Annotated in this window: 16 protein-coding genes and 1 pseudogene; 8 read left to right on the forward strand and 9 right to left on the reverse strand. The window is 73.8% G+C overall.

Annotation, left to right across the window (positions count from 1 at the left end; translation table 11 throughout):
- Positions 1-22: 22 nt before the first annotated feature.
- The 3 genes and pseudogenes from ACFFXY_RS22555 to ACFFXY_RS22565 form a co-directional block, all read right to left on the reverse strand.
- Entirely contained in the window at positions 23-802 is a 780-nt protein-coding gene (locus ACFFXY_RS22555) for an MTAP family purine nucleoside phosphorylase (protein WP_382356060.1), read from the reverse strand.
- On the reverse strand, positions 799-1416 hold the full coding sequence (locus tag ACFFXY_RS22560) for a glycosyltransferase family 2 protein (protein ID WP_382356708.1): 618 nt from the start codon (positions 1414-1416) through the stop codon (positions 799-801). The genes ACFFXY_RS22555 and ACFFXY_RS22560 overlap by 4 nt, the downstream gene beginning before the upstream one ends.
- A 297-nt stretch (positions 1417-1713) precedes the next feature.
- Positions 1714-2160, reverse strand: a pseudogene (locus tag ACFFXY_RS22565) (TIGR04282 family arsenosugar biosynthesis glycosyltransferase); the annotation flags it as partial.
- A 114-nt stretch (positions 2161-2274) separates the two neighbouring features.
- Between ACFFXY_RS22565 and ACFFXY_RS22570 the strand changes: the two are divergent.
- From ACFFXY_RS22570 to ACFFXY_RS22590, 5 genes are all read left to right on the forward strand, one after another.
- Positions 2275-2964, forward strand: a complete 690-nt coding sequence (locus ACFFXY_RS22570) for a response regulator (RefSeq protein WP_382356062.1) — start codon at positions 2275-2277, stop codon at positions 2962-2964.
- The gene (locus tag ACFFXY_RS22575; protein WP_382356064.1) at positions 2964-4199 is read left to right on the forward strand and encodes a sensor histidine kinase; all 1236 of its coding nucleotides are present in this window, start codon (positions 2964-2966) and stop codon (positions 4197-4199) included. The genes ACFFXY_RS22570 and ACFFXY_RS22575 overlap by 1 nt, the downstream gene beginning before the upstream one ends.
- A complete protein-coding gene (locus ACFFXY_RS22580) occupies positions 4196-5473 on the forward strand; it encodes a hypothetical protein (RefSeq protein WP_382356066.1) in 1278 nt (425 codons plus the stop codon). Before ACFFXY_RS22575 ends, ACFFXY_RS22580 begins: the two co-directional genes overlap by 4 nt.
- Positions 5474-5492: 19 nt before the next feature.
- The gene (locus tag ACFFXY_RS22585; RefSeq protein WP_382356068.1) at positions 5493-6524 is read left to right on the forward strand and encodes an SDR family NAD(P)-dependent oxidoreductase; all 1032 of its coding nucleotides are present in this window, start codon (positions 5493-5495) and stop codon (positions 6522-6524) included.
- A gap of 171 nt (positions 6525-6695) precedes the next feature.
- Positions 6696-8669, forward strand: a complete 1974-nt coding sequence (locus ACFFXY_RS22590) for a substrate-binding domain-containing protein (protein ID WP_382356070.1) — start codon at positions 6696-6698, stop codon at positions 8667-8669.
- Positions 8670-8684: 15 nt separating this feature from the next.
- Here ACFFXY_RS22590 and ACFFXY_RS22595 read toward each other — a convergent pair whose 3' ends face one another.
- The 4 genes from ACFFXY_RS22595 to ACFFXY_RS22610 are packed head-to-tail and all read right to left on the reverse strand — an operon-like array spanning position 8685 to position 13352.
- Entirely contained in the window at positions 8685-9743 is a 1059-nt protein-coding gene (locus ACFFXY_RS22595; protein ID WP_382356072.1) for a hypothetical protein, read from the reverse strand.
- Positions 9744-9753: 10 nt separating this feature from the next.
- On the reverse strand, positions 9754-10593 hold the full coding sequence (locus ACFFXY_RS22600) for a class I SAM-dependent methyltransferase (protein WP_382356074.1): 840 nt from the start codon (positions 10591-10593) through the stop codon (positions 9754-9756).
- Positions 10594-10641: 48 nt separating this feature from the next.
- Positions 10642-12396, reverse strand: a complete 1755-nt coding sequence (locus ACFFXY_RS22605; protein WP_382356076.1) for a hypothetical protein — start codon at positions 12394-12396, stop codon at positions 10642-10644.
- Positions 12393-13352, reverse strand: coding sequence for an alpha/beta fold hydrolase (locus ACFFXY_RS22610; protein ID WP_382356078.1), 960 nt, complete (start codon positions 13350-13352; stop codon positions 12393-12395). The genes ACFFXY_RS22605 and ACFFXY_RS22610 overlap by 4 nt, the downstream gene beginning before the upstream one ends.
- 86 nt (positions 13353-13438) lie before the next feature.
- On the opposite strand from ACFFXY_RS22610, the gene ACFFXY_RS22615 reads away from it, so the two are divergent.
- A complete protein-coding gene (locus ACFFXY_RS22615; RefSeq protein WP_382356080.1) occupies positions 13439-14107 on the forward strand; it encodes a TetR/AcrR family transcriptional regulator in 669 nt (222 codons plus the stop codon).
- On the opposite strand, the gene ACFFXY_RS22620 is transcribed toward ACFFXY_RS22615, so the two are convergent.
- Positions 14090-14989: a helix-turn-helix transcriptional regulator gene (locus ACFFXY_RS22620; protein WP_382356082.1), complete on the reverse strand. Its 900-nt coding sequence runs from the start codon at positions 14987-14989 to the stop codon at positions 14090-14092. The two genes, ACFFXY_RS22615 and ACFFXY_RS22620, sit on opposite strands and share 18 nt — an antisense overlap.
- Positions 14990-15140: 151 nt before the next feature.
- Between ACFFXY_RS22620 and ACFFXY_RS22625 the strand changes: the two genes are divergently transcribed.
- On the forward strand, positions 15141-16157 hold the full coding sequence (locus ACFFXY_RS22625; RefSeq protein WP_382356084.1) for a zinc-dependent alcohol dehydrogenase family protein: 1017 nt from the start codon (positions 15141-15143) through the stop codon (positions 16155-16157).
- A gap of 43 nt (positions 16158-16200) precedes the next feature.
- Positions 16201-17187 carry an aldo/keto reductase gene (locus ACFFXY_RS22630; RefSeq protein ID WP_382356086.1) on the forward strand — a complete coding sequence of 329 codons (987 nt, stop codon included), beginning with the start codon at positions 16201-16203 and terminating at the stop codon, positions 17185-17187.
- A gap of 1 nt (position 17188) precedes the next feature.
- Here the strand turns inward: ACFFXY_RS22630 and ACFFXY_RS22635 are convergent, their stop codons facing one another.
- Complete coding sequence (locus ACFFXY_RS22635) at positions 17189-17767, reverse strand: dihydrofolate reductase family protein (protein WP_382356088.1); 579 nt, start codon at positions 17765-17767, stop codon at positions 17189-17191.
- Positions 17768-17807: the final 40 nt, after the last annotated feature.

Below are 17807 nucleotides of genomic sequence, written 5' to 3' on the forward strand. Positions count from 1 at the left end.
CGTCGAACGCCACGGATTGTCCTTACGTTTCGCTTACGTCCGCCAGCGCCGGGATCGCCGCGCCGATGAGCTCGCGGACCTTGTGGAGGTTCGCCTCGAACACGGCGAAGACCGCGTCCTGGCTGACCGGTTCGACGTCCGGGTCCTCGTCGAGTCCGGCGTCGTAGTCGGTGACCAGGGCGATGCCGACGAACGGGAGGCCCGCCTCCATCGCCAGCGGCGCCTCGGGGCACTGGGTCATGTTCACGACGTGCCAGCCGGACTCGCGGTGCCAGCGCGACTCGGCGCGGCTGGAGAAGCGCGGGCCGTTGACGACGACGACCGTGCCGCCGTCGTGCGCGGTCGCCCCGACCTCGGCGGCGGCGTCGAGGACGATGCGGCGCAGCCGCGGGTCGTACGGCTCGGCGAACGGGATGTGCACGGGCCCGTCGGCGAACTCGTCGTGGAAGGTGGACTCGCGGCCCCAGGTGCGGTCCACGACCTGGTCGCAGACGACGAAGTCGCCGGGGCGGATCTCGGGCCGCAGCGACCCGGCGGCGAAGGGGGACACGAGGGCCCGCACGCCGAGCTGCCGCATGGCGTCCACGTTGGCCCGGTAGTTGACCTTGTGGGGCGGGAGGCGGTGCCCGGTGCCGTGGCGGGGCAGGAACGCGACGCGCGCCCCCGACATCTCGGCGATCGCGACCGGGGCCGAGGGCGGCCCCCACTCGGTCGTGATGTCGAAGGACTCGGCTTGCGCCGCAAGGGTGTAGAACCCGGAACCGCCGAAGACGCCGATGTCGGCGCGGGGTCGGTCGCTCATGTGCCGCTCCTGTCCGCTCGCGCGGCGGCCCTGGCCCGTGCCAGTTGCGCCCGCATGTCCTTGACGGCGCGGAGGGTCCCGCCGACCGTGCCGGTGACCTTGCTGCGCCCGACCCTGGGCCGGTAGGGGACCGGCAGCTCCGCGATCCGCCAGCCGTCGGCCCCGGCCCGCAGGACCATCTCCAGGGGCCAGCCCGAGCGCCGGTCGGCGGTGCCGAGCGCCAGGAGCGCGTCGCGGCGGGCCGCGCGCATCGGCCCGATGTCGGTGACGCGGGCCCCGCAGGTCCGCCGGACCTGCCGCGCGAGGTACCGGTTGGCGAGGCGCCCGTGCAGGGGCATCGCGCCCGCGCCCGCTTTCCTTGCGCCCAAGGCGAGGTCGGCCTCCCCGGCGAGGACCGGCGCGCACACCGCGGGCAGGTCCGCGGGGTCCAGGGACGCGTCGCAGTCCATGAACGCCACGACCGGCGCGGTGGCCGCCTTCAGCCCGGCGAAGCACGCGGCGCCGAAGCCGCGGCGCGGCTCGGCCACCACGCGCGCGCCGAGCGCCGCCGCCACCGCCCAGGACCCGTCGGTGGAGCCGTTGTCGACCACGATCGGCCGGTACCCCTCCGGCATCCGCCCCAGCACCCACGGGATCGCGTCCCGCTCGTCCAGGACCGGCAGGACCACGTCGACCACGACTGCAGCCGTGGCCTTTCCCTCTGCCGCCGTGTCGGCCCCGGCTTCGGTGTCGCCCGCGCCAAACAGCTCCCGCACCCGCGCGGCGGTGCGGGTCCGCGGCGCGAGGGCCGCGAGGGCGCGGGCGTCCCCGGCGTCGTCGAGGTCCCGCAGCACCGGCAGATCGGCGACCTCCAGGCCCAGCGCCTCCAACTGCTTGCGCTGGAGCCGGCCCGTGTCGCCGGTGCTCATCGGCACGTCGGCGAACGCCTCGGGGTGCGGCCGGGCCAGGCCCAGCGCCCACCACCCGCCGTCCTCGGCGAGGCCCAGCGCCGCGTCCGCGCCCCCGGTGACGACGGCCAGCGCCGCGTCCAGCAGCTCAGGCGTCACCTGCGGCGTGTCCATGCCGATCTGGAGCCCCGGCCCGCCCGCGCGCGCCCACGCCGCCGCGAGCCGCTCATTGAACGTCCCCTCGACCTGCGCGAACACCTCGAACCCCGGCGGGAGCCACGGCCCGGGATCGCCGTCGAGCGCCAGCAGCAGCCGGTCGGCCCCGCACCGCGCGACCGCCGCCAGCGTGTCGGCGAGCGCGGCCTCCGCGACCGCCGCGGCCCCCTCGGGGCGCAACGGCGGCGTGAGCCGGGTCTTGGACCGGCCCGGGACCGGGGCTTTCGCCATGACGAGGAGATGGGTCCGCTGCATCTGGCCGATGCTAGCGGCGCACGGGCCCGCCCAGGCCCGCTCGATCCTTACGGTTCGCGAAAGTCTCGGCAGGTCGCATGACGGACGGGCGCGCGATCGGGCATCGTTGCACCCATGACCTCCCGAGCCGACCCGCGCGTCCTGGTCGTCGACGACGACCCCGCCCTCGCGGAGGTCGTCGCCCGCTACCTGCGCCGCGACGGCTTCGACGTCGACTACGCCGCCGACGGCGCCACCGGCCTCGACCGCGCCCTGGCGACCCTCCCCGACCTGGTCGTCCTCGACCTCATGATGCCGGGCCTCGACGGCTTCGAGGTGTGCCGGCGCCTGCGCGAGGCCACCGCGATCCCCGTGGTCATGCTGACCGCCCGCGGCGAGGAGACCGACCGGATCACCGGCCTCGACCTCGGCGCCGACGACTACGTGACCAAGCCGTTCTCCCCGGGCGAGCTCGCCGCCCGCGTCCGCGCCGTCCTGCGCCGCGCCGCACCCCAGGCCCCGGCCCCCGCGGTCCTCACCGGCGGCGGCGTCGCGGTCGACACCGTCGCCCACCGCGCCACCCGCGGCTCCGCCGTGCTCGACCTCACCGCGAAGGAGTACGACCTGCTCGTGTGCTTCCTGTCCAACCCCGGGCGGGCCTTCCGCCGTGAGGAACTCCTCGAAACGGTGTGGGGCTGGAGCATCGGCGACACCTCCACCGTCACCGTGCACGTGCGGCGACTGCGCGAGAAGATCGAGGACGACGCCTCCGCGCCCCGCCACCTGACCACGGTCCGCGGCGTCGGCTACCGGTGGGAGTCCTGATGCGCCGCCTCGCGAACCGCCGGGCGGGTTCGCTGCTCATCCTCGCGGTGGCCCTCGCCGCCGCCACCGCGCTCGCCGTCGCCTTCGACTTCCCGCCGCGCGACATCGCCGTCCTCGTCGCCACCGCCGCGGTCGCCTCGGCGCTCGCCGGCGTCGTCGGCGGCCTGGTCCTGCGCCGCCTGCGCGGCCGCGGCGCCCGCGTCCAGACCATGACCGTGGCCCTCTCCTCGGTCCTGGTCGCCGCCACCGGCGTCGTCACCGCCGCGCTCGCGATGTTCATCTCCTACCACGACCTGGTGCTGCTGTTCGTGGTCCTCATCGTCGCCTCCGGCGTCGCGTTCGGCGCCGCCTGGCAGCTCGGCGACGACATCGGCGCCGGTGCCGAGCAGGTCGGCGCGTACGCCCGCACCATGGTCGACCGCGACGGCCGCATCGGCGCCGAAGGCGTCCCCGCGGTCACCGGCCCCGGCGAACTCGCAACGCTCGCAGGGGAACTCGCCGACGTCTCGCGGCGCCTGGAGGAGTCCCAGCGGCGCGAGAGGGCCCTCGAATCCTCACGGCGCGAACTCATCGCCTGGGTCTCCCACGACCTGCGCGCCCCGCTCGCGACCATCCGCGCCATGGCCGAGGCCCTCGACGACGGCGTGGTGGACGACGACGCGGCCGTCAAGCGCTACCACGCCCAGATCCGCACCGACGCCGAACGGCTCTCCGCGCTCGTGGACGACCTGTTCGAGCTCTCCCGCATCAACTCCGGGTCGCTGCGGCTCGGACGCGAGCAGGTGGACCTGCGCGACGCCGTCGCCGACACCCTCGCCGGGGCCAGCGCCGCCGCCGACCTCAAGGGCGTCACCGTCGTCGAGCGCCTCACCGCCCTCCCCGACGCCGAGGTCTCGGCCCGCGAATGCTGCCGCGCCCTCCACAACCTCTTCGACAACGCCATCCGCCACACCCCCGCCGGGGGCACGATCCTCATCGAGGCGCAGGCCGCGCCCGGGGCCGCGATCCTGTCCATCCAGGACGAATGCGGCGGCATCCCCGACGCCGACCTGCCCCGCGTGTTCGACATCGCGTTCCGCGGCGACGAGGCCCGCCGCCGCGACGAGCGCGGCGGCGGCCTGGGCCTGGCGATCAGCCGCGGCCTCATCGAAGCCCACGCGGGCACCGTCACCGTCGCCAACACCGCGGGCGGCTGCCGCTTCACCGTGCGGCTCCCCGCCGAGGCCCGCCGGTGACGGCCAAGGCCCGCACCGCCGCCGTCCTCACCGGCTGGGCCCTGCTCCTGGCCCTCGCCTGGGTCCTCGGGCAGGTCAAACTCGCCGTCACCGAAGGCCGCCACCAGCTCGGCGCGATGCCCCTGTTCGGCTCCTGGGAACCCCACCTCGACGCGACCCTCCTCGCCCCGATCCTTGTGGGCGCCTTCCTCATCGCGTTCCTCCCGGCCGCCGCGGCCCGCTGGCGCTGGCGGTGGGCCGCCGCCGCGACCGCCCTCGCCGCCGTCGCCTTCAGCCTCGCCCTCACCGTCGCCCACTCCCACCCCCGCACCTGGACCGACCTCGACCACCACTACGCGGGCAACGTCCACCTCGTGGACGACGCGGGCGGACCCGCCGCGTTCCTCGCCCACTACACGCGGCTCCAGCTCGACGGCGTCTACCCGATCCACTTCCAGTCCCACCCGCCCGGGCTCGTCATGTTCTTCTGGGGCGCCGACCGGATCGGCCTCTCCGGCCTCGTCTTCCAGAACACGGTGATCCAGCTCGGCGTCGCCGCCGCGGTTCTCGCCGCGCTGGCGATCGGCCGCGACGTCGCGGGGGAGCGCCTCGCCCGCCGCGCCGCCCCGTTCCTCGTCATCGCCCCGGCCGCCTACTGGCACAACACCGCCGACCTGGTCTTCGCGGGCGTCACCCTGTCCGCCGTCGCCTGCCTGGTCCTCGCCACGAACCGCACCGGCGCCCGCGCCGCCGCCCTCACCGCGGCCGGAGGCCTGCTCGCCGGGGCCGCGCTCATGCTGTCGTTCTCGGCCGCGCTGCTGGCGGTCCCGGTGCTGATCGTTGCGCTGCGCCGCCGCCGCTGGGGCGTGCTCCTCGGCGGCGGCGCGCTCGCGGCCGCCGTGGTCCTGACCCCGCTGGCCTGGGGGTACTGGTGGCTCGACGGCCTCCAGGCGACGCGCGTGTGCTACTACGCGGGCGTGGCCGCGATCCGCGGGTACTGGTACTTCCTGCTCGCGAACCTCGCGGTGCTCGCGCTGGCGCTCGGCCCGGCGACCGCGGTGGCGCTCTCGCGGCTGCGGGACCGGCGCATGTGGATCGTCGTCGGCTCGTGCCTCGCGGCCGTCGCCCTCGCCGACCTGTCGGGGATGTCCTCGGCCGAGACCGAGCGGATCTGGCAGCCGTTCATGCCCCTCGTGCTCCTCGCCGGGTGCGCCCTCCCGCGCCCCCGGATCTGGCTGGCGGTCCAACTCGGGGTCGCCGTCGTCCTCGCCGCCGCACTGCGCGTGCAGTGGTGAACCGCAGAAAGGCGAACGAATGCGCGTACTGGTCACCGGCGGCGCCGGGTTCATCGGCGGAGCGGTCTGCCGCCTCCTCGCCGCCCGCGGCGACGACGTGGTCGTCCTCGACTCCCTTGCGGCCCACAAGGAGGCACCGGACTACCTGCCCGACTCGGCGGAGCTGATCGTCGGCGACCTCGCCGACGAGGACGCGGTGCGCCGCGCGGTCGAGGGCGCGGACGCGGTCTGCCACCAGGCCGCCCGCGTCGGCCTCGGCGTCGACTTCGACGACGTGACCGCCTACGTCGCCGACAACGACGGCGGCACCGCGAACCTCCTGCGGGCCCTGTGGCGGCGCTCCTTCATCGGGCGGCTCGTCGTCGCCTCCTCCATGGTCGTCTACGGCGAGGGCCGCTACCGCTGCCCCGCGCACGGCGACGTCCGCGCCGCCCCCCGCAACGCCGCCGACCTCGACGCGGGCCGCTTCGAGCCCCGCTGCCCCGCCTGCTCTGCGGCCCTCGCGTGGGCCCCGGTCACCGAGGACGCCCCGCTCGACCCCCGGAACGTCTACGCCGCCACCAAGGTCCACACCGAGCACCTGTCCGCCCTGTACGGCCGCGAGGCCGGCGCGCCCGTGTGCGCCCTGCGCTACCACAACGTCTACGGCCCCCACATGCCCCGCGACACCCCCTACGCGGGCGTCGCCAGCATCTTCCGCAGCGCCCTCGAATCCGGCCGGGCCCCGCGCGTCTTCGAGGACGGCGCCCAGACCCGCGACTTCGTCCACGTCGACGACGTCGCCCGCGCCAACCTCGCCGCCCTCGACTCCGACTGGACCGGCGCGGCGAACATCGCCTCCGGCGAGCCGCACACCATCGCCGACATGGCCGCGGCCCTCACCGCCGGCTTCCCCGGCGCCCCGGCCCCCGCCGTCACCGGCGAATTCCGCCTCGGCGACGTCCGCCACATCGTCGCCGCCCCCGACCTCGCCGCCACCCGCCTCGCCTTCCGCGCCGAAATCGGCTTCGAGGAGGGAATGGCAGCCTTCGCCCACGCTCCGCTCCGCTGACGCCTGGCGCGCGCACGGCCGTGACCCGTTGCTACCGTTCGGTGTCGCGATCGCGAACCGTGCGCGCCGGTCCGGCCGAGGTGGGACCGATGTGGGACGGAACGATGGCCGACGCCCCGTAGCGTGTCGCGTTCACGTGTCCCGAACCCGAACCCGATTGGACGGTCGCCCATGGAGCCACTGCGTGAAGGCGATCCGGCCCGGATCGGCCCGTACCGGCTGATCGCGCGGCTCGGCGCGGGCGCGATGGGGCAGGTGTACCTCGGCGAGGACCCGAACGGCCGCAAGGCCGCCGTCAAGCTCCTCAACCCCGAGCTCGCCGACAGCCCGGAGTACCGCGAGCGGTTCGCGCGCGAGTTCGAGGCCGCGCGCCGCGTCGCGGGGGACCGCACCGGGCAGGTTGTGGACGCCGACCCGGAGGCCGAGCGGCCCTGGCTCGCCACCGCGTACGTTCCCGGCCCCACGCTCCGCGAGTTCGTCGTCCGCGAAGGCCCCCTGGACGAGGCCCGCAGTGCCGCACTCGGAGCGGGCCTCGCCGAGGGCCTGACCGCGATCCACGGCTGCGGGCTCGTCCACCGCGACCTCAAGCCGAGCAACGTGGTCCTGGCCGGGGACGGGCCCCGCATCATCGACTTCGGCATCGCGCGCGCCGTCGACGCCAGCACCCTGACCGGCACCGGCACGGTCCTGGGCACGTACGGGTTCATGTCGCCCGAGCAGATCACCGCGGACACCGCGGGGCCCGCGAGCGACGTGTTCGCCCTCGGCTGCGTCCTCGCCTTCGCCGCGACCGGCCGCGGCCCGTTCGACGCCTCGACCGTCCCGGCGGTCATCCACCGCGTCATCAGCGAACCCCCGCGCCTCGACGGAGTCCCGCCCGGCCTGCGCGAGGTCATCGACGCGTGCCTGGCCAAGGCCCCCGAGTCCCGCCCGGGCACCGAGGAGGTCCGCTCCCGGCTCGCCGGCCTCGCCGCGGAGGCCCCGACCCGCGTCGACCCGAACGCGGGCCCCGGGTTCGCGCCGGGACGCGCCGGGCAGGGCCTGTCCACGGACGAGACCGTCCTCGCCGCACCGGGCCCGCAGCCGCGACCGCGACGGCGCGCGCTCCTCGTCGGCGGTGCCGCGGCGCTCGCGGCCGCCGCCGTCCCGCTCTGGCTGCTGCTCGACCGCGAGGACACGCCGTCGGGCGGCGGCTCCGGCCCGGGCGCGAAGCGGATCGGCGTCTCGCTGCCCCGGGGCGAGGAACCGCGCTGGAACTTCGACGGCGAGCAGCTCACCGCCCGGTTCGAGGACGCGGGGCACGACGTCGACCTCATGTTCGCGGACGGTGTCGCCGAATCCCAGGCCGCCCACCTCGACGGCATGATCGCCGACGGAGTCGACGCGCTGGTCGTCGGCCTGATCGACGCCGCCGCGGCGGCGGACGTCCTCGGCCGCGCCCGGGACGCGGGCATCCTCGTCGTCGCCTACGACCGGGCCGTCGGCGACGAGCCCGCCGCCGACTACTTCGTCGGGTCGGACCTGTCCAAGGTCGGCGTCTTGCAAGGCGAGTACCTCGTCGCGGCCCTCGGCCTGGACGACGGGGCCGGACCGTTCAACCTGGAGCTGTTCGCGGGCAACGCCCTCGACCCGACAGCGCGGCTCTTCTTCGACGGCGCCTGGGACGTCCTCCGCCCCCACGTCGAGGCCGGGCGCCTCGTCGTGCCCTCCGGAGCGACGTCCTTCGACGACGTCGCCACCGACTACTGGGACCCCGCGATCGCCGGGAACCGCATGGCCGAAGTCCTGGAGGCGCACTATCCGGCCGGGTCCCGGCTCGACGCCGTGCTCTCGCCCTTCGACGGCATCACCGCCGCCCTCATCGACGCGATCGAGACCCACGGCCTCGCCATGCCCCTGGTCGTCGGCTACGACCCGAACGCCGACTCGCTCCCGTACCTCGCCGACGGCCGCCAGGCCATGACGGTCTTCACCGACCCCCGCACCCTGGCCGAGGCCACCGCGGACCTGGTCGCGACCGTCCTCGACGACGGCACGCCCGAGACCGACGGCACCGGCGCCGTCCCGACCGTCCTCGTCGACCCGGTGACCGTCGACGCCGAGAACAGCCGGGAACTGCTCGTCGACTCCGGCTACCTCGACTGACGACCGGGCCGCGCGCTAGCGCGCGGCCTGCTGCGGCGCCGCCGCCTCGCGGAAGACCAGGACCAGTTCCGCGGGCGGCGTCCAGCGCCGCACCCCGGTGGTGAACATGAGCCCGAACGCGATGCACGCCAGCGCGAACCCCAGCCCGAACGACAGCGCCACCGCCATCCCGGCCTGCATCTCGACGCCGCCGACGCCGAACGTCCCGGTCGCCAGGAGGAGTCCCGGCACGATCGCGCCGCCGCTGCCGATGCCCACCAGGCTGAGCCACACCAGGGTGAACACGCGCGCCCAGAACCGGCCCCGGTTGAGCCCCACCGACGACGTCAGCGCCAGCGCCGCCAGTGCCGCGGTCGCGCCGACCGCCCACATGCCCGTGACGGCCCAGCCCAGCGGGACCAGCGCCACCGCCCAGAACACGACCTGCGCCCACGCGAGCGACCGCGGCCGCTCGACCGTCCGCTGAGGACTCCGGTACACGGCGCTGAGCGCCATGCCGGGCCCCGGCGCGCCCTCCATCCGGGCCCGGCCGCGCTGCGCGCGGTGCATGAGCATCCACTCGCGCACCGGCTTCGAGCACAGCAGCAGGATGAGCACCAGGTAGAGCGCGCCGACGACCGCCGCGAACGGCACGACGCCCGGGGCCATCCGGACCAGGGACATGCCCGCCATCGTCGTGCCGATCGCCAGCACCAGCCCGATGACGGCGCTGGTGAGCGCCCAGACCCAGGCCCAGCGCTTGCCGCGGCCGATCTGCATCGGCGTGACGAGCGACTGGACCGTCGCGTACAGGGCGTACGCGAGGCCCGCGAGGCTGAGCGGGTGGAAGTCGCGGGTCATCACGACCGCGGTCAGCAGGTCCACGACGGCGGTCACCGCCGCGAAGACCCACAGCAGCGTCTGCACCCACGCGACGTTGCGGGGCTTGCGCATCGTGAACGCCATCTGCGGGACCGCGCCCGGCACGGGCGCGACCGGTCCGTACGCGCCGCCCGGCCCGGCGGGGACGGGCACGGCGCCGTACCTGAGCTGCATCCAGTCGACCGGGGGCGGGAGGAGCTGCTGCTGCGGCAAGGCTTCCCTCTCAAGGGTGTCGGGGGTGATTCGACCGCCTTGAGGGTACTTCGCCCGCCCCGCCGCCCGCGCCCGCCCGCGGTCGTAACCCGTTGCGGCCGAGCGGTGTCGCCACGGTGATGAGCGAGCCCGAAGCGGCCGGGTCGAAGGCGGCCCCGGTGAACGACCCGAAGCGCTCCTCGACCGCGAGGCCCGCCGCCTTCAGAAGCCGGTCGAGGTGCTCGGGGGCGGGGAACCGCAGGCCGCAGCTGGCTTTCAGCGGTTCGTCCCAATAGGAGGCGCTGAAGTACGCGTCGAGCCGGACCACGCCCTCGCCGTCGGGCTCGCCCGCCTCTTGCACGACGCTCATCGGCTCCCCGAGCGGATCGGTGAACCGGTACGGCTCGGCGCTCGTCCAGGTCCGCCACGCCTTCACCGCCGGGTTGCGGGTGTCGAAGACGAACCTGCCGCCGTCGGTGAGGGCCCGGCGCACCGCGGTCAGCGACGCGACCGTCTCAGCGTCGTCCAGCAGGCACTGGAACGCGTTGCCGCTCATGATCGCCAGGTCGAACTCCGCATCCCATGCGGCCGCCGAAGCGGGCGCGCGCACCCATTCCGCGGCGTCGGACTCCTGCGCCTGCCCGAGCATCGCCGGGTCGGGGTCGAGCCCGACCCGCCGCCCGGCATGGCCCTCCGCGCGGGCGCGGCGCAGGATCGTCCCCGTGCCGCACCCGACGTCGAGTACGCTTTCGGCGGCCATGACCAGGTCGAGGTAGAACTGGTCGCTCGGGCCCCACTCGCTGAGGTGGTCGTAGAGCAGCGCGTCGAGGGTCTCCCCGTCGAGCGCGGGCGGGTCGTAGGCGATCGTCACCGGGCCAGTCTGCGCGAGCATCGGCCCGGCGGCAATCGCATTAGGGCGCTAAGGCGGCCAGGGGAAGCCGAGCGCCTCGGCGTATTCCCTTGAGCCGCCCGAGAGCCGGGCCGTCGACTTCGGATCGGTGGTGCGCAGGTCCGCGATGATCCGGTCCACGACCGCCATCACGGCGCCGTCGTCGACCTCGGGCACGTACGGCACGTCGCGGGCCGCCGAGAACTGCACATAGGCATCGTTCCCCGAGGGCCGTTTCGGGTAGTAGAACGAGTACTGCATCTCGGACCTATCCGGTGACCATGAACCGGTCCAAGCCAGTTCGCACTCCCAGCGCGACATCAGCTCCGACTCGGCCCCGATCCGCTCCCGCAGAAGCCGCGCAGCGCGTCGCGCGGGCCATTCCCAATCGAAATCGGCTGCGGCCCTGACGACCTCGGCGTCGTACTGGTCTGCGTCGAAGGTGAGCCGGGTCGTCGGTGGGTCTTTCAATACGGTGTCGCGGACTTCCCACTCCACCAGGCCGCCACGGCGACTGATCACCGCCCGGAATGCCCCACAGCACTCTTCGACGCAGCCCGTGTCGCCGATCTTCACGTCGCGCGGCTCCGCGAGCGCCTCCAGGCCGCGCCCGTCGTGCAGGACCGTTTCCGGCCTGCCCGAGTGGCCGCGCTGGAAGTGCGCCTCCACGAGCGGCACGCCGTCGAGCAGCAGGTGCGTCCGCGCCTGGGTGGCAATGCTGGGCCTCGGCACACTTACCCGCACCGCCAACCCCCGAGGCAGCGGCGGATCGCTGTGCGCCGCCCGGTTGAGCCGCATACGCAACCAGACCAGGTCAGGGTCCTCCGGCGTGGCGGCCAGTGCGGCATCGACCGAAGCCGACGCCTCCGGCGACGCCAGCAGCGCCTGGAATCCCGCTGTGGTCATCTCCCGCTCCCCGGGCGCGAACCCGAGCAGCGCACAACGGCCGTACCGCACCTCGTCCCACAGTTGGGCCGCGAGCGCAAGCGCCTCCGGCTCGGCCTCCAGCGCCCCCGGCCGGGCCGCGTCGCGCAGGATGCGGGCGAACCGCCGGTCGCCTTGGAGCCCTTCGGGTCTGCTGTCGAGCGCGCTGAACATCTGCACCAGGTCGGCGGACTGCTTCACCGGCAGAGCATAGAGCAGCTCGCTGAATTCGCGCTCCGGCAAATCCCAGATCGCCTGAACCGCGCCCAAGCGGCGGTACACCGGAGTCCGCTCTGCCGCCCAAGCCAGATGCGGCCCGGCCCGCCCGATGCGCCCAAGAGCCTTGATCGCGGTCCCTTCGATTCTCCGGCCCAGCGGAATGAAGATCCGGATGCGCTCGCTGTCCCCGTCGCGGGGAGCGAGCGAAAGCAGGTTCAGGCCGATGCAGATCTCAGCGAGACTCGTGCCGGTATCGAGCAGGTGCTCGGCAGCGGCCCGGATCGCACCGGGGGCCATCGCGAACTCCGCGGCCCCCATATTGGAGGCGAAGCCGGACGGCTCGACGTTCCTCCTGACATGCCTGCCGAATTCGAGCAGTCCCTCCGGTGTCGGATCGACAGCGTGGATCGACTCGATGAGTTCGGCTCGTGCTGCCGCGGACTCGGCTTCGTGCCGTTGCGCCCGCTCTTTCAGCGTGCCGGTCGATGGGGGCCGTGACCTGTGGTCAGGAGCGATCGAGGTGCGGATCTGGCGGAGTGCCGCATCAGGGAGCGGTCCGTCGGGGTGGTGATCGAGCAGCGCCCGCAGGCGGCTCTGGATGGGCTCGGGGTCGAGCGCATTGCGCTCGCCGGTCGCCGTCATCGGATGGTGGGGCTCGTTTCGTTGTATCCCATAGCCGCAGAGTATAACGACGCGTGCAACCGGGCGTCGTCTGCATTCTTCCGGACCTCCTCCGCGTAGGCGTCGTACATGGGGCCGGGGATGTCGTGGCCGACGCCAGGGGTCAGTACGAGGCGGGCGTGTGGGATCGCCGCGGCGAGGTCTCTCGCCGCGCTGGTGCGCAGGAGCTGGTCGCTGTCGCCGTGGAGGACCACGGTCGGCACGCGGAGCGCGCCGAGTGCGGGTCCGGACCAGTGGGCGCCGAGTTGGCGGCCCATCGAGTTCGGGTCGCGGACCGGGCTCCCGGTGTCCTTCTCGACGCGGGAGCGCGCCTCGGCCTCGTCGAACGGGAATCCCGGGGAGGCGAGGGCCCGGGAGACGGCCAGGCTCAGTGCGAGGTCGCCGTCCGGGGTGTCGGGGAACTTGAGCCGGGCCATCTTGGCGACGAACCCGAAGTGGATGTAGCGCAGGAGCTTCAGACTTCCCGCATCGGAGGACACGCTCGCCGACAATGCGAGGCTGCGGACCCGGCCGGGGTGGCGCAGCGCGATCCGCTGGGCCCGCAGGCCGCCGTTGGAGTGCCCGAACAGGTGCGCGCTGTCCCAGCCGAGGGCGTCGAGGACCGCGGCGGCGTCGTCGGCGACGTCCTCGCCCGTGTAGGCCGGGACCTCCTTGCGGAACAGCGCGGTGACCGGCCTCGCCTTCGCGGCCGGGAAGTGCGCGGACTGGCCCGAGTCGCGGTTGTCGAAGGCCGCCACGTGGAAGCCGCGGTCGATGAAGGCCCGCACCAGGCCCTCGGGCCACCAGAACCTGGTGACCGCCGAGCCCATCACGAGCAGGAGCGGCTCGCCGCCCGCCCCGCCGAGGTCCTCGTAGGCGATCCGGACCCCGCCGTTGTCGGCGTATCCGGTAGGGGCGGGGGACTGGGACTGGTTCATGGCTCCTCCTGGAATTCGGAGTTCGCGAACGGTGTTCCCGAAGTCTAGCGTTCGGGTACAGTGTTCGCAAACGACGAAGGAGTGATGTGGCCGACTACGACGAGCCGATCTGGCTCCGCCCCGAACGGGCCGCCACCGGCCGCCCCGCCGTGCGCAGCCGCCCGGAGATCACCGCCGCCGCGCTGGCGGTCGCCGACCGGGGCGGGCTCGACGCGGTCTCGATGCGCAACGTCGCCGAGGAGCTGGGCACCGGCGCGGCCTCGCTGTACCGCTACGTCTCCGGGCGCGACGACCTGCTCGACCTCATGGTCGACGCCACCGCCGCCGGGATCGAGCTGCCCCAGCCCACCGGGGACCTCGTCGAGGACCTGGTGGCCGTGGGGGAAGGCCTGCACGGGGTGATGGCCCGGCACGAGTGGCTGCCCGAGCTGGTGCTCACCCGCCCCTCGCTCGGCCCCAACGGGGTCGCCGTCCTCGACCACGTGCTGGGGCTGCTCGCCGACCGGCCCGGCGACGGCCGCGCCAAACTGGAGGTCTACGCGCTGATGAACGCCGTCGTCGCCACGTTCGCGATGAACGAGCGCGCCGCCGGGAACCGGGCGCGCCACGCCGCCGCGTACCTCGGGCACGTCGCGGCGTCGGGGGAGCACCCGCGGATCGCGGAGCTGCTCGGCGACCTGGCCGGGCCGCCCGAATCGGCCGAGGAGCGGCGGACCGCCGCGCTCGCCAAGCTCCTGTCAGGGCTGGTCGCCTAAGGAGGTCTGCTTCTTCGCCTGCGGCGCTTCGTACTCGGCGCCGCTCCAGCTCGCGAGCAGTTGCAGCCGCTCGAAGGACGGCGAGGCGGGCTCGGCGGTGTAGACCAGCAGGACCAGGCCCGGCTCGGCGGTGAACTCGAACTCCTCGTAGAACATGTCGAGGTCGCCCGCGACGGGGTGGCACACGTGCTTGCGGCCGCTGCCGTGGATGCGCACGTTCCTCGCCGCCCAGCGGGTCCGGAACTCCTCCGAGCGGGTGGACAGTTCCCCGATGAGGTCCTGGAGGCCCTTGTCGTACGGGTCGCGGCCCGCCTCGGCGCGGAGCATCGCGACGTTGATGTCCGCGGCGGTCGTCCAGTCGGGGTAGAACCGCTGGGAGCGTTCGGTGTCGAGGTAGCAGAACCGCGCGAGGTTCGGCGGGTGCTCGGCGCTCGCGTAGAGGTCGTCGTAGAAGGCCCGCCCGAGCCGGTTGGCCGCGACGATGTCGAGCCGCCCGTTGCGGACGATCGCCGGGGAGCCGATGGTGTCGAGCAGCTGGACCAGGCTCTGCCGCGGCGTCCAGTTCTTCGCGGCGCGCCGCCGCGGCCGCACCTGCGGGCTGCGCCCGGCGGCCTTCGCGAGGTCGAACAGGTACGTCCGCTCGGCCTCGTCGAGCCGCAGCGCCCGCGCGAGCGAGTCCAGGACCGTGTCGGAGGCGCCCGCGAGGCCGCCGCGTTCGAGGCGCGCGTAGTACTCGACGCTCACGTTCGCCAGCACGGCCACCTCGGCGCGCCGCAGACCGGGCACGCGCCGGTTCGACCCGGCCGGCAGGCCCGCCTGCTCGGGCGTGAGCTTCGCGCGCCGCGAGGTCAGGAACTCGCGCACTTCGTCCCGGTAGTCCACGGGCACGACGCTACGCCGCCCCGCGCCCCCGAGAGGTGCCCTCCCGGTACACCCCTCAAGAGTGCGTTCCACCGGGCGGGCGGGCGCGCTTTCATCGATGATGTGCGGGGCGGCCCCGGCCGCCCCGATCCGAAACCGAGGGAGATCGACCATGTACGGCACCGTCATCCACGCGCCCGGCGACGTCCGCTTCGAGGAGCGCCCCGACGCCGCGCTCACCGCGCCCACCGACGCCGTGATCCGCCTGGCCGCGACCTGCGTCTGCGGCTCCGACCTGTGGCCCTACCGCGGCATCGAGCCGGTCGGCGAGCCGCACCCGATGGGCCACGAGTACGTCGGCGTCGTCGAGCAGATCGGCGCGGACGTTCGGAACGTGAAAGTGGGCGACTTCGTCGTCGGCTCCTTCGCGACCTCCGACAACACTTGCGAGATCTGCCGGGCCGGGTACCAGTCCCACTGCGTGCACCGCGAGTTCATGGGCACCGCCCAGGCCGAGCTGACGCGCGTCCCCAACGCCGACGGCACGCTCGTCGCCACCCCCGGGACGCCCGACGCGGACCTCATCCCGCACCTGCTGGCCGCCTCCGACGTGCTCGGCACCGGCTGGTTCGCCGCCGACGCCGCCCAGGCCGGGCCCGGGAAGACCGTGGCCGTCGTGGGCGACGGCGCGGTCGGGCTCCTCGGCGTCCTCTCGGCGAAGCAGATGGGCGCCGAGCGGATCATCGCGATGTCCCGCCACGCCGACCGGCAGAAGCTCGCCATCGAGTTCGGCGCCACCGACATCGTCACCGAGCGCGGTGAGGAGGGCGTCGACCGCGTCAAGGAGCTCACCGGCGGCCTCGGCGCCCACTCGACCATCGAAGCCGTGGGCACGCAGGAGTCGATGATGCAGGCGATCCACTCGACCCGCGCGGGCGGGCACGTCGGCTACGTGGGCGTCGCCCACGGCGTCGCCCTCCCCGGCGGCGAGCTGTTCTTCTCCGGCGTCCACCTCCACGGCGGCCCCGCCCCCGTGCGCCGCTACCTGCCCGACCTCATCGACCTGATCTGGCGCCGCGAGATCGAGCCGGGCAAGGTCTTCGACCTGACCCTGCCCCTCGCCGACGTCGCCGAGGCGTACAAGGCCATGGACGAGCGGCGTGCGATCAAGGTCCTCCTCCAGCCGTGACCATCCGCTTGAAACCGAACGACCGCAACGGAAAGGAACGACGATGCAGGAGCGAGTACTCGGCGACGGGCTGACGGTCTCGGCGATCGGCCTGGGCTGCATGGGGATGAGCCAGAGCTACGGTCCCTCGGGGACCAGAGAGGACCACATTGCGCTCATCCGCAGTGCGGTCGACCAGGGCGTGACCTTCTTCGACACCGCCGAGGTCTACGGCCCCTACGTGAACGAGGAACTCGTGGGCGAGGCCCTGGCGCCGCTGCGCGACCGGGTCGTCATCGCCACCAAGTTCGGGTTCGACGTCAACCCCGAAGGCGGCTGGCACGGCACCGACTCGCGGCCCGAGCACGTCCGCGAAGCCGTCGAGGGCTCGCTGCGGCGCCTCGGCACCGACCGGATCGACCTCTACTACCAGCACCGCGTCGACCCCGACGTGCCCATCGAGGACGTCGCCGGCGCGGTGAAGGACCTCATCGCCGAAGGCAAGGTCCTCCACTTCGGGCTCTCGGAGGCGTCGGCGGCGACGATCCGCCGCGCCCACGCCGTGCATCCCGTCGCCGCACTCCAGAACGAGTACTCCCTGTGGTGGCGCCGCCCCGAGGACGCGATCCTGCCGGTCCTCGACGAGCTCGGCATCGGTCTCGTGCCGTACAGCCCGCTCGGCAAGGGCTTCCTCACCGGCGCCATCGACGCGGGCACCACGTTCACCGAAGGGGACGTCCGCAACACCATCCCGCGTTTTGAAGCCGAAGCGCGCGAAGCGAACCGGGCCCTCGTGGACCTCCTCGCCGGGATCGCCGCCGCCAAGGGCGCGACCACCGCGCAGATCGCCCTCGCCTGGCTCCTCGCGCAGCGCGAGTCCCTCGTCCCGATCCCTGGCACCCGCAGGCCCGAGCGCCTCGCCGAGAACCTCGGCGCCGCCGCGGTCGACCTGACGGCCGACGACCTGGGCGCGATCGAACAGGCCGCGTCCCAGGTCCGCATCCGCGGCGGGCGCTACTCCGAGGCGATGGAGAAGATGACCGACCTCTGATTCAGCGGTGCAGGGCGGGCCGGTAGACGAGCTCCTGGGTGCGGCCGTCGAAGGTGCGGGCCTCGGCGAGGTCGAGGTCGAAGTCCTCGGCGCCCGCGAAGACCGGGAAAGTGCCGGTCCGCGCGCTGACGACGGGGAAGACCGTCACCTGGACCCGGTCGACCAGGCCCGCTGCCATCAGGGCGCGGTTCATCGCGAGGCTGCCGTGCGAGCGCAGCGGCACCGCCGACTCCTCCTTGAGGAGGGCGACGACGTCGAGGGCGTCGCCGACCGCCAGGGTCGCGTCCGGCCAGTCCAGCGGTCCTTCCAGCGTGGACGACACCACGGTCGTCGGCAGGCTCCGCATCCGGGCGTTCACCGGGTCCAGGTCGGCCTCCGGAATCGGGCCCAGCAGTTTCGTGAACATGCGGAAGGTGTTCGCGCCGAGCACCATCCGCTGGTCCTCGGCGAGGACCGCGCGGCGCTGTTCGAGGAACTCGGGGCCGTGCTTGCCCCAGTAGCCGCCCCAGTCGGCGCCGGGGCCGAACGAGCCGAAGCCGTCGAGGGTGGTGAAGACGTCCCAGGTGTAGAGGGCGGCCATGGTGTGCTCCCGGTGCGGTTGATGTCGTGTCGCCTGTAGA

Origin of the sequence: Glycomyces mayteni, from assembly GCF_042428885.1 — a bacterium.
Lineage (GTDB): Bacteria > Actinomycetota > Actinomycetes > Mycobacteriales > Micromonosporaceae > Glycomyces > Glycomyces mayteni.

Excerpts from the sequence above, each read along its gene's own strand:
- ACFFXY_RS22555 (WP_382356060.1), bottom strand. The coding sequence starts at position 802 with ATGAGCGACCGACCCCGCGCCGACATCGGCGTCTTCGGCGGTTCCGGG.
- ACFFXY_RS22560 (WP_382356708.1), bottom strand. The coding sequence starts at position 1,416 with ATGCCGGAGGGGTACCGGCCGATCGTGGTCGACAACGGCTCCACCGAC.
- ACFFXY_RS22570 (WP_382356062.1), top strand. The coding sequence starts at position 2,275 with ATGACCTCCCGAGCCGACCCGCGCGTCCTGGTCGTCGACGACGACCCC.
- ACFFXY_RS22575 (WP_382356064.1), top strand. The coding sequence starts at position 2,964 with ATGCGCCGCCTCGCGAACCGCCGGGCGGGTTCGCTGCTCATCCTCGCG.
- ACFFXY_RS22585 (WP_382356068.1), top strand. The coding sequence starts at position 5,493 with ATGCGCGTACTGGTCACCGGCGGCGCCGGGTTCATCGGCGGAGCGGTC.
- ACFFXY_RS22590 (WP_382356070.1), top strand. The coding sequence starts at position 6,696 with ATGGAGCCACTGCGTGAAGGCGATCCGGCCCGGATCGGCCCGTACCGG.
- ACFFXY_RS22605 (WP_382356076.1), bottom strand. The coding sequence starts at position 12,396 with ATGACGGCGACCGGCGAGCGCAATGCGCTCGACCCCGAGCCCATCCAG.
- ACFFXY_RS22610 (WP_382356078.1), bottom strand. The coding sequence starts at position 13,352 with ATGAACCAGTCCCAGTCCCCCGCCCCTACCGGATACGCCGACAACGGC.
- ACFFXY_RS22625 (WP_382356084.1), top strand. The coding sequence starts at position 15,141 with ATGTACGGCACCGTCATCCACGCGCCCGGCGACGTCCGCTTCGAGGAG.
- ACFFXY_RS22630 (WP_382356086.1), top strand. The coding sequence starts at position 16,201 with ATGCAGGAGCGAGTACTCGGCGACGGGCTGACGGTCTCGGCGATCGGC.
- ACFFXY_RS22635 (WP_382356088.1), bottom strand. The coding sequence starts at position 17,767 with ATGGCCGCCCTCTACACCTGGGACGTCTTCACCACCCTCGACGGCTTC.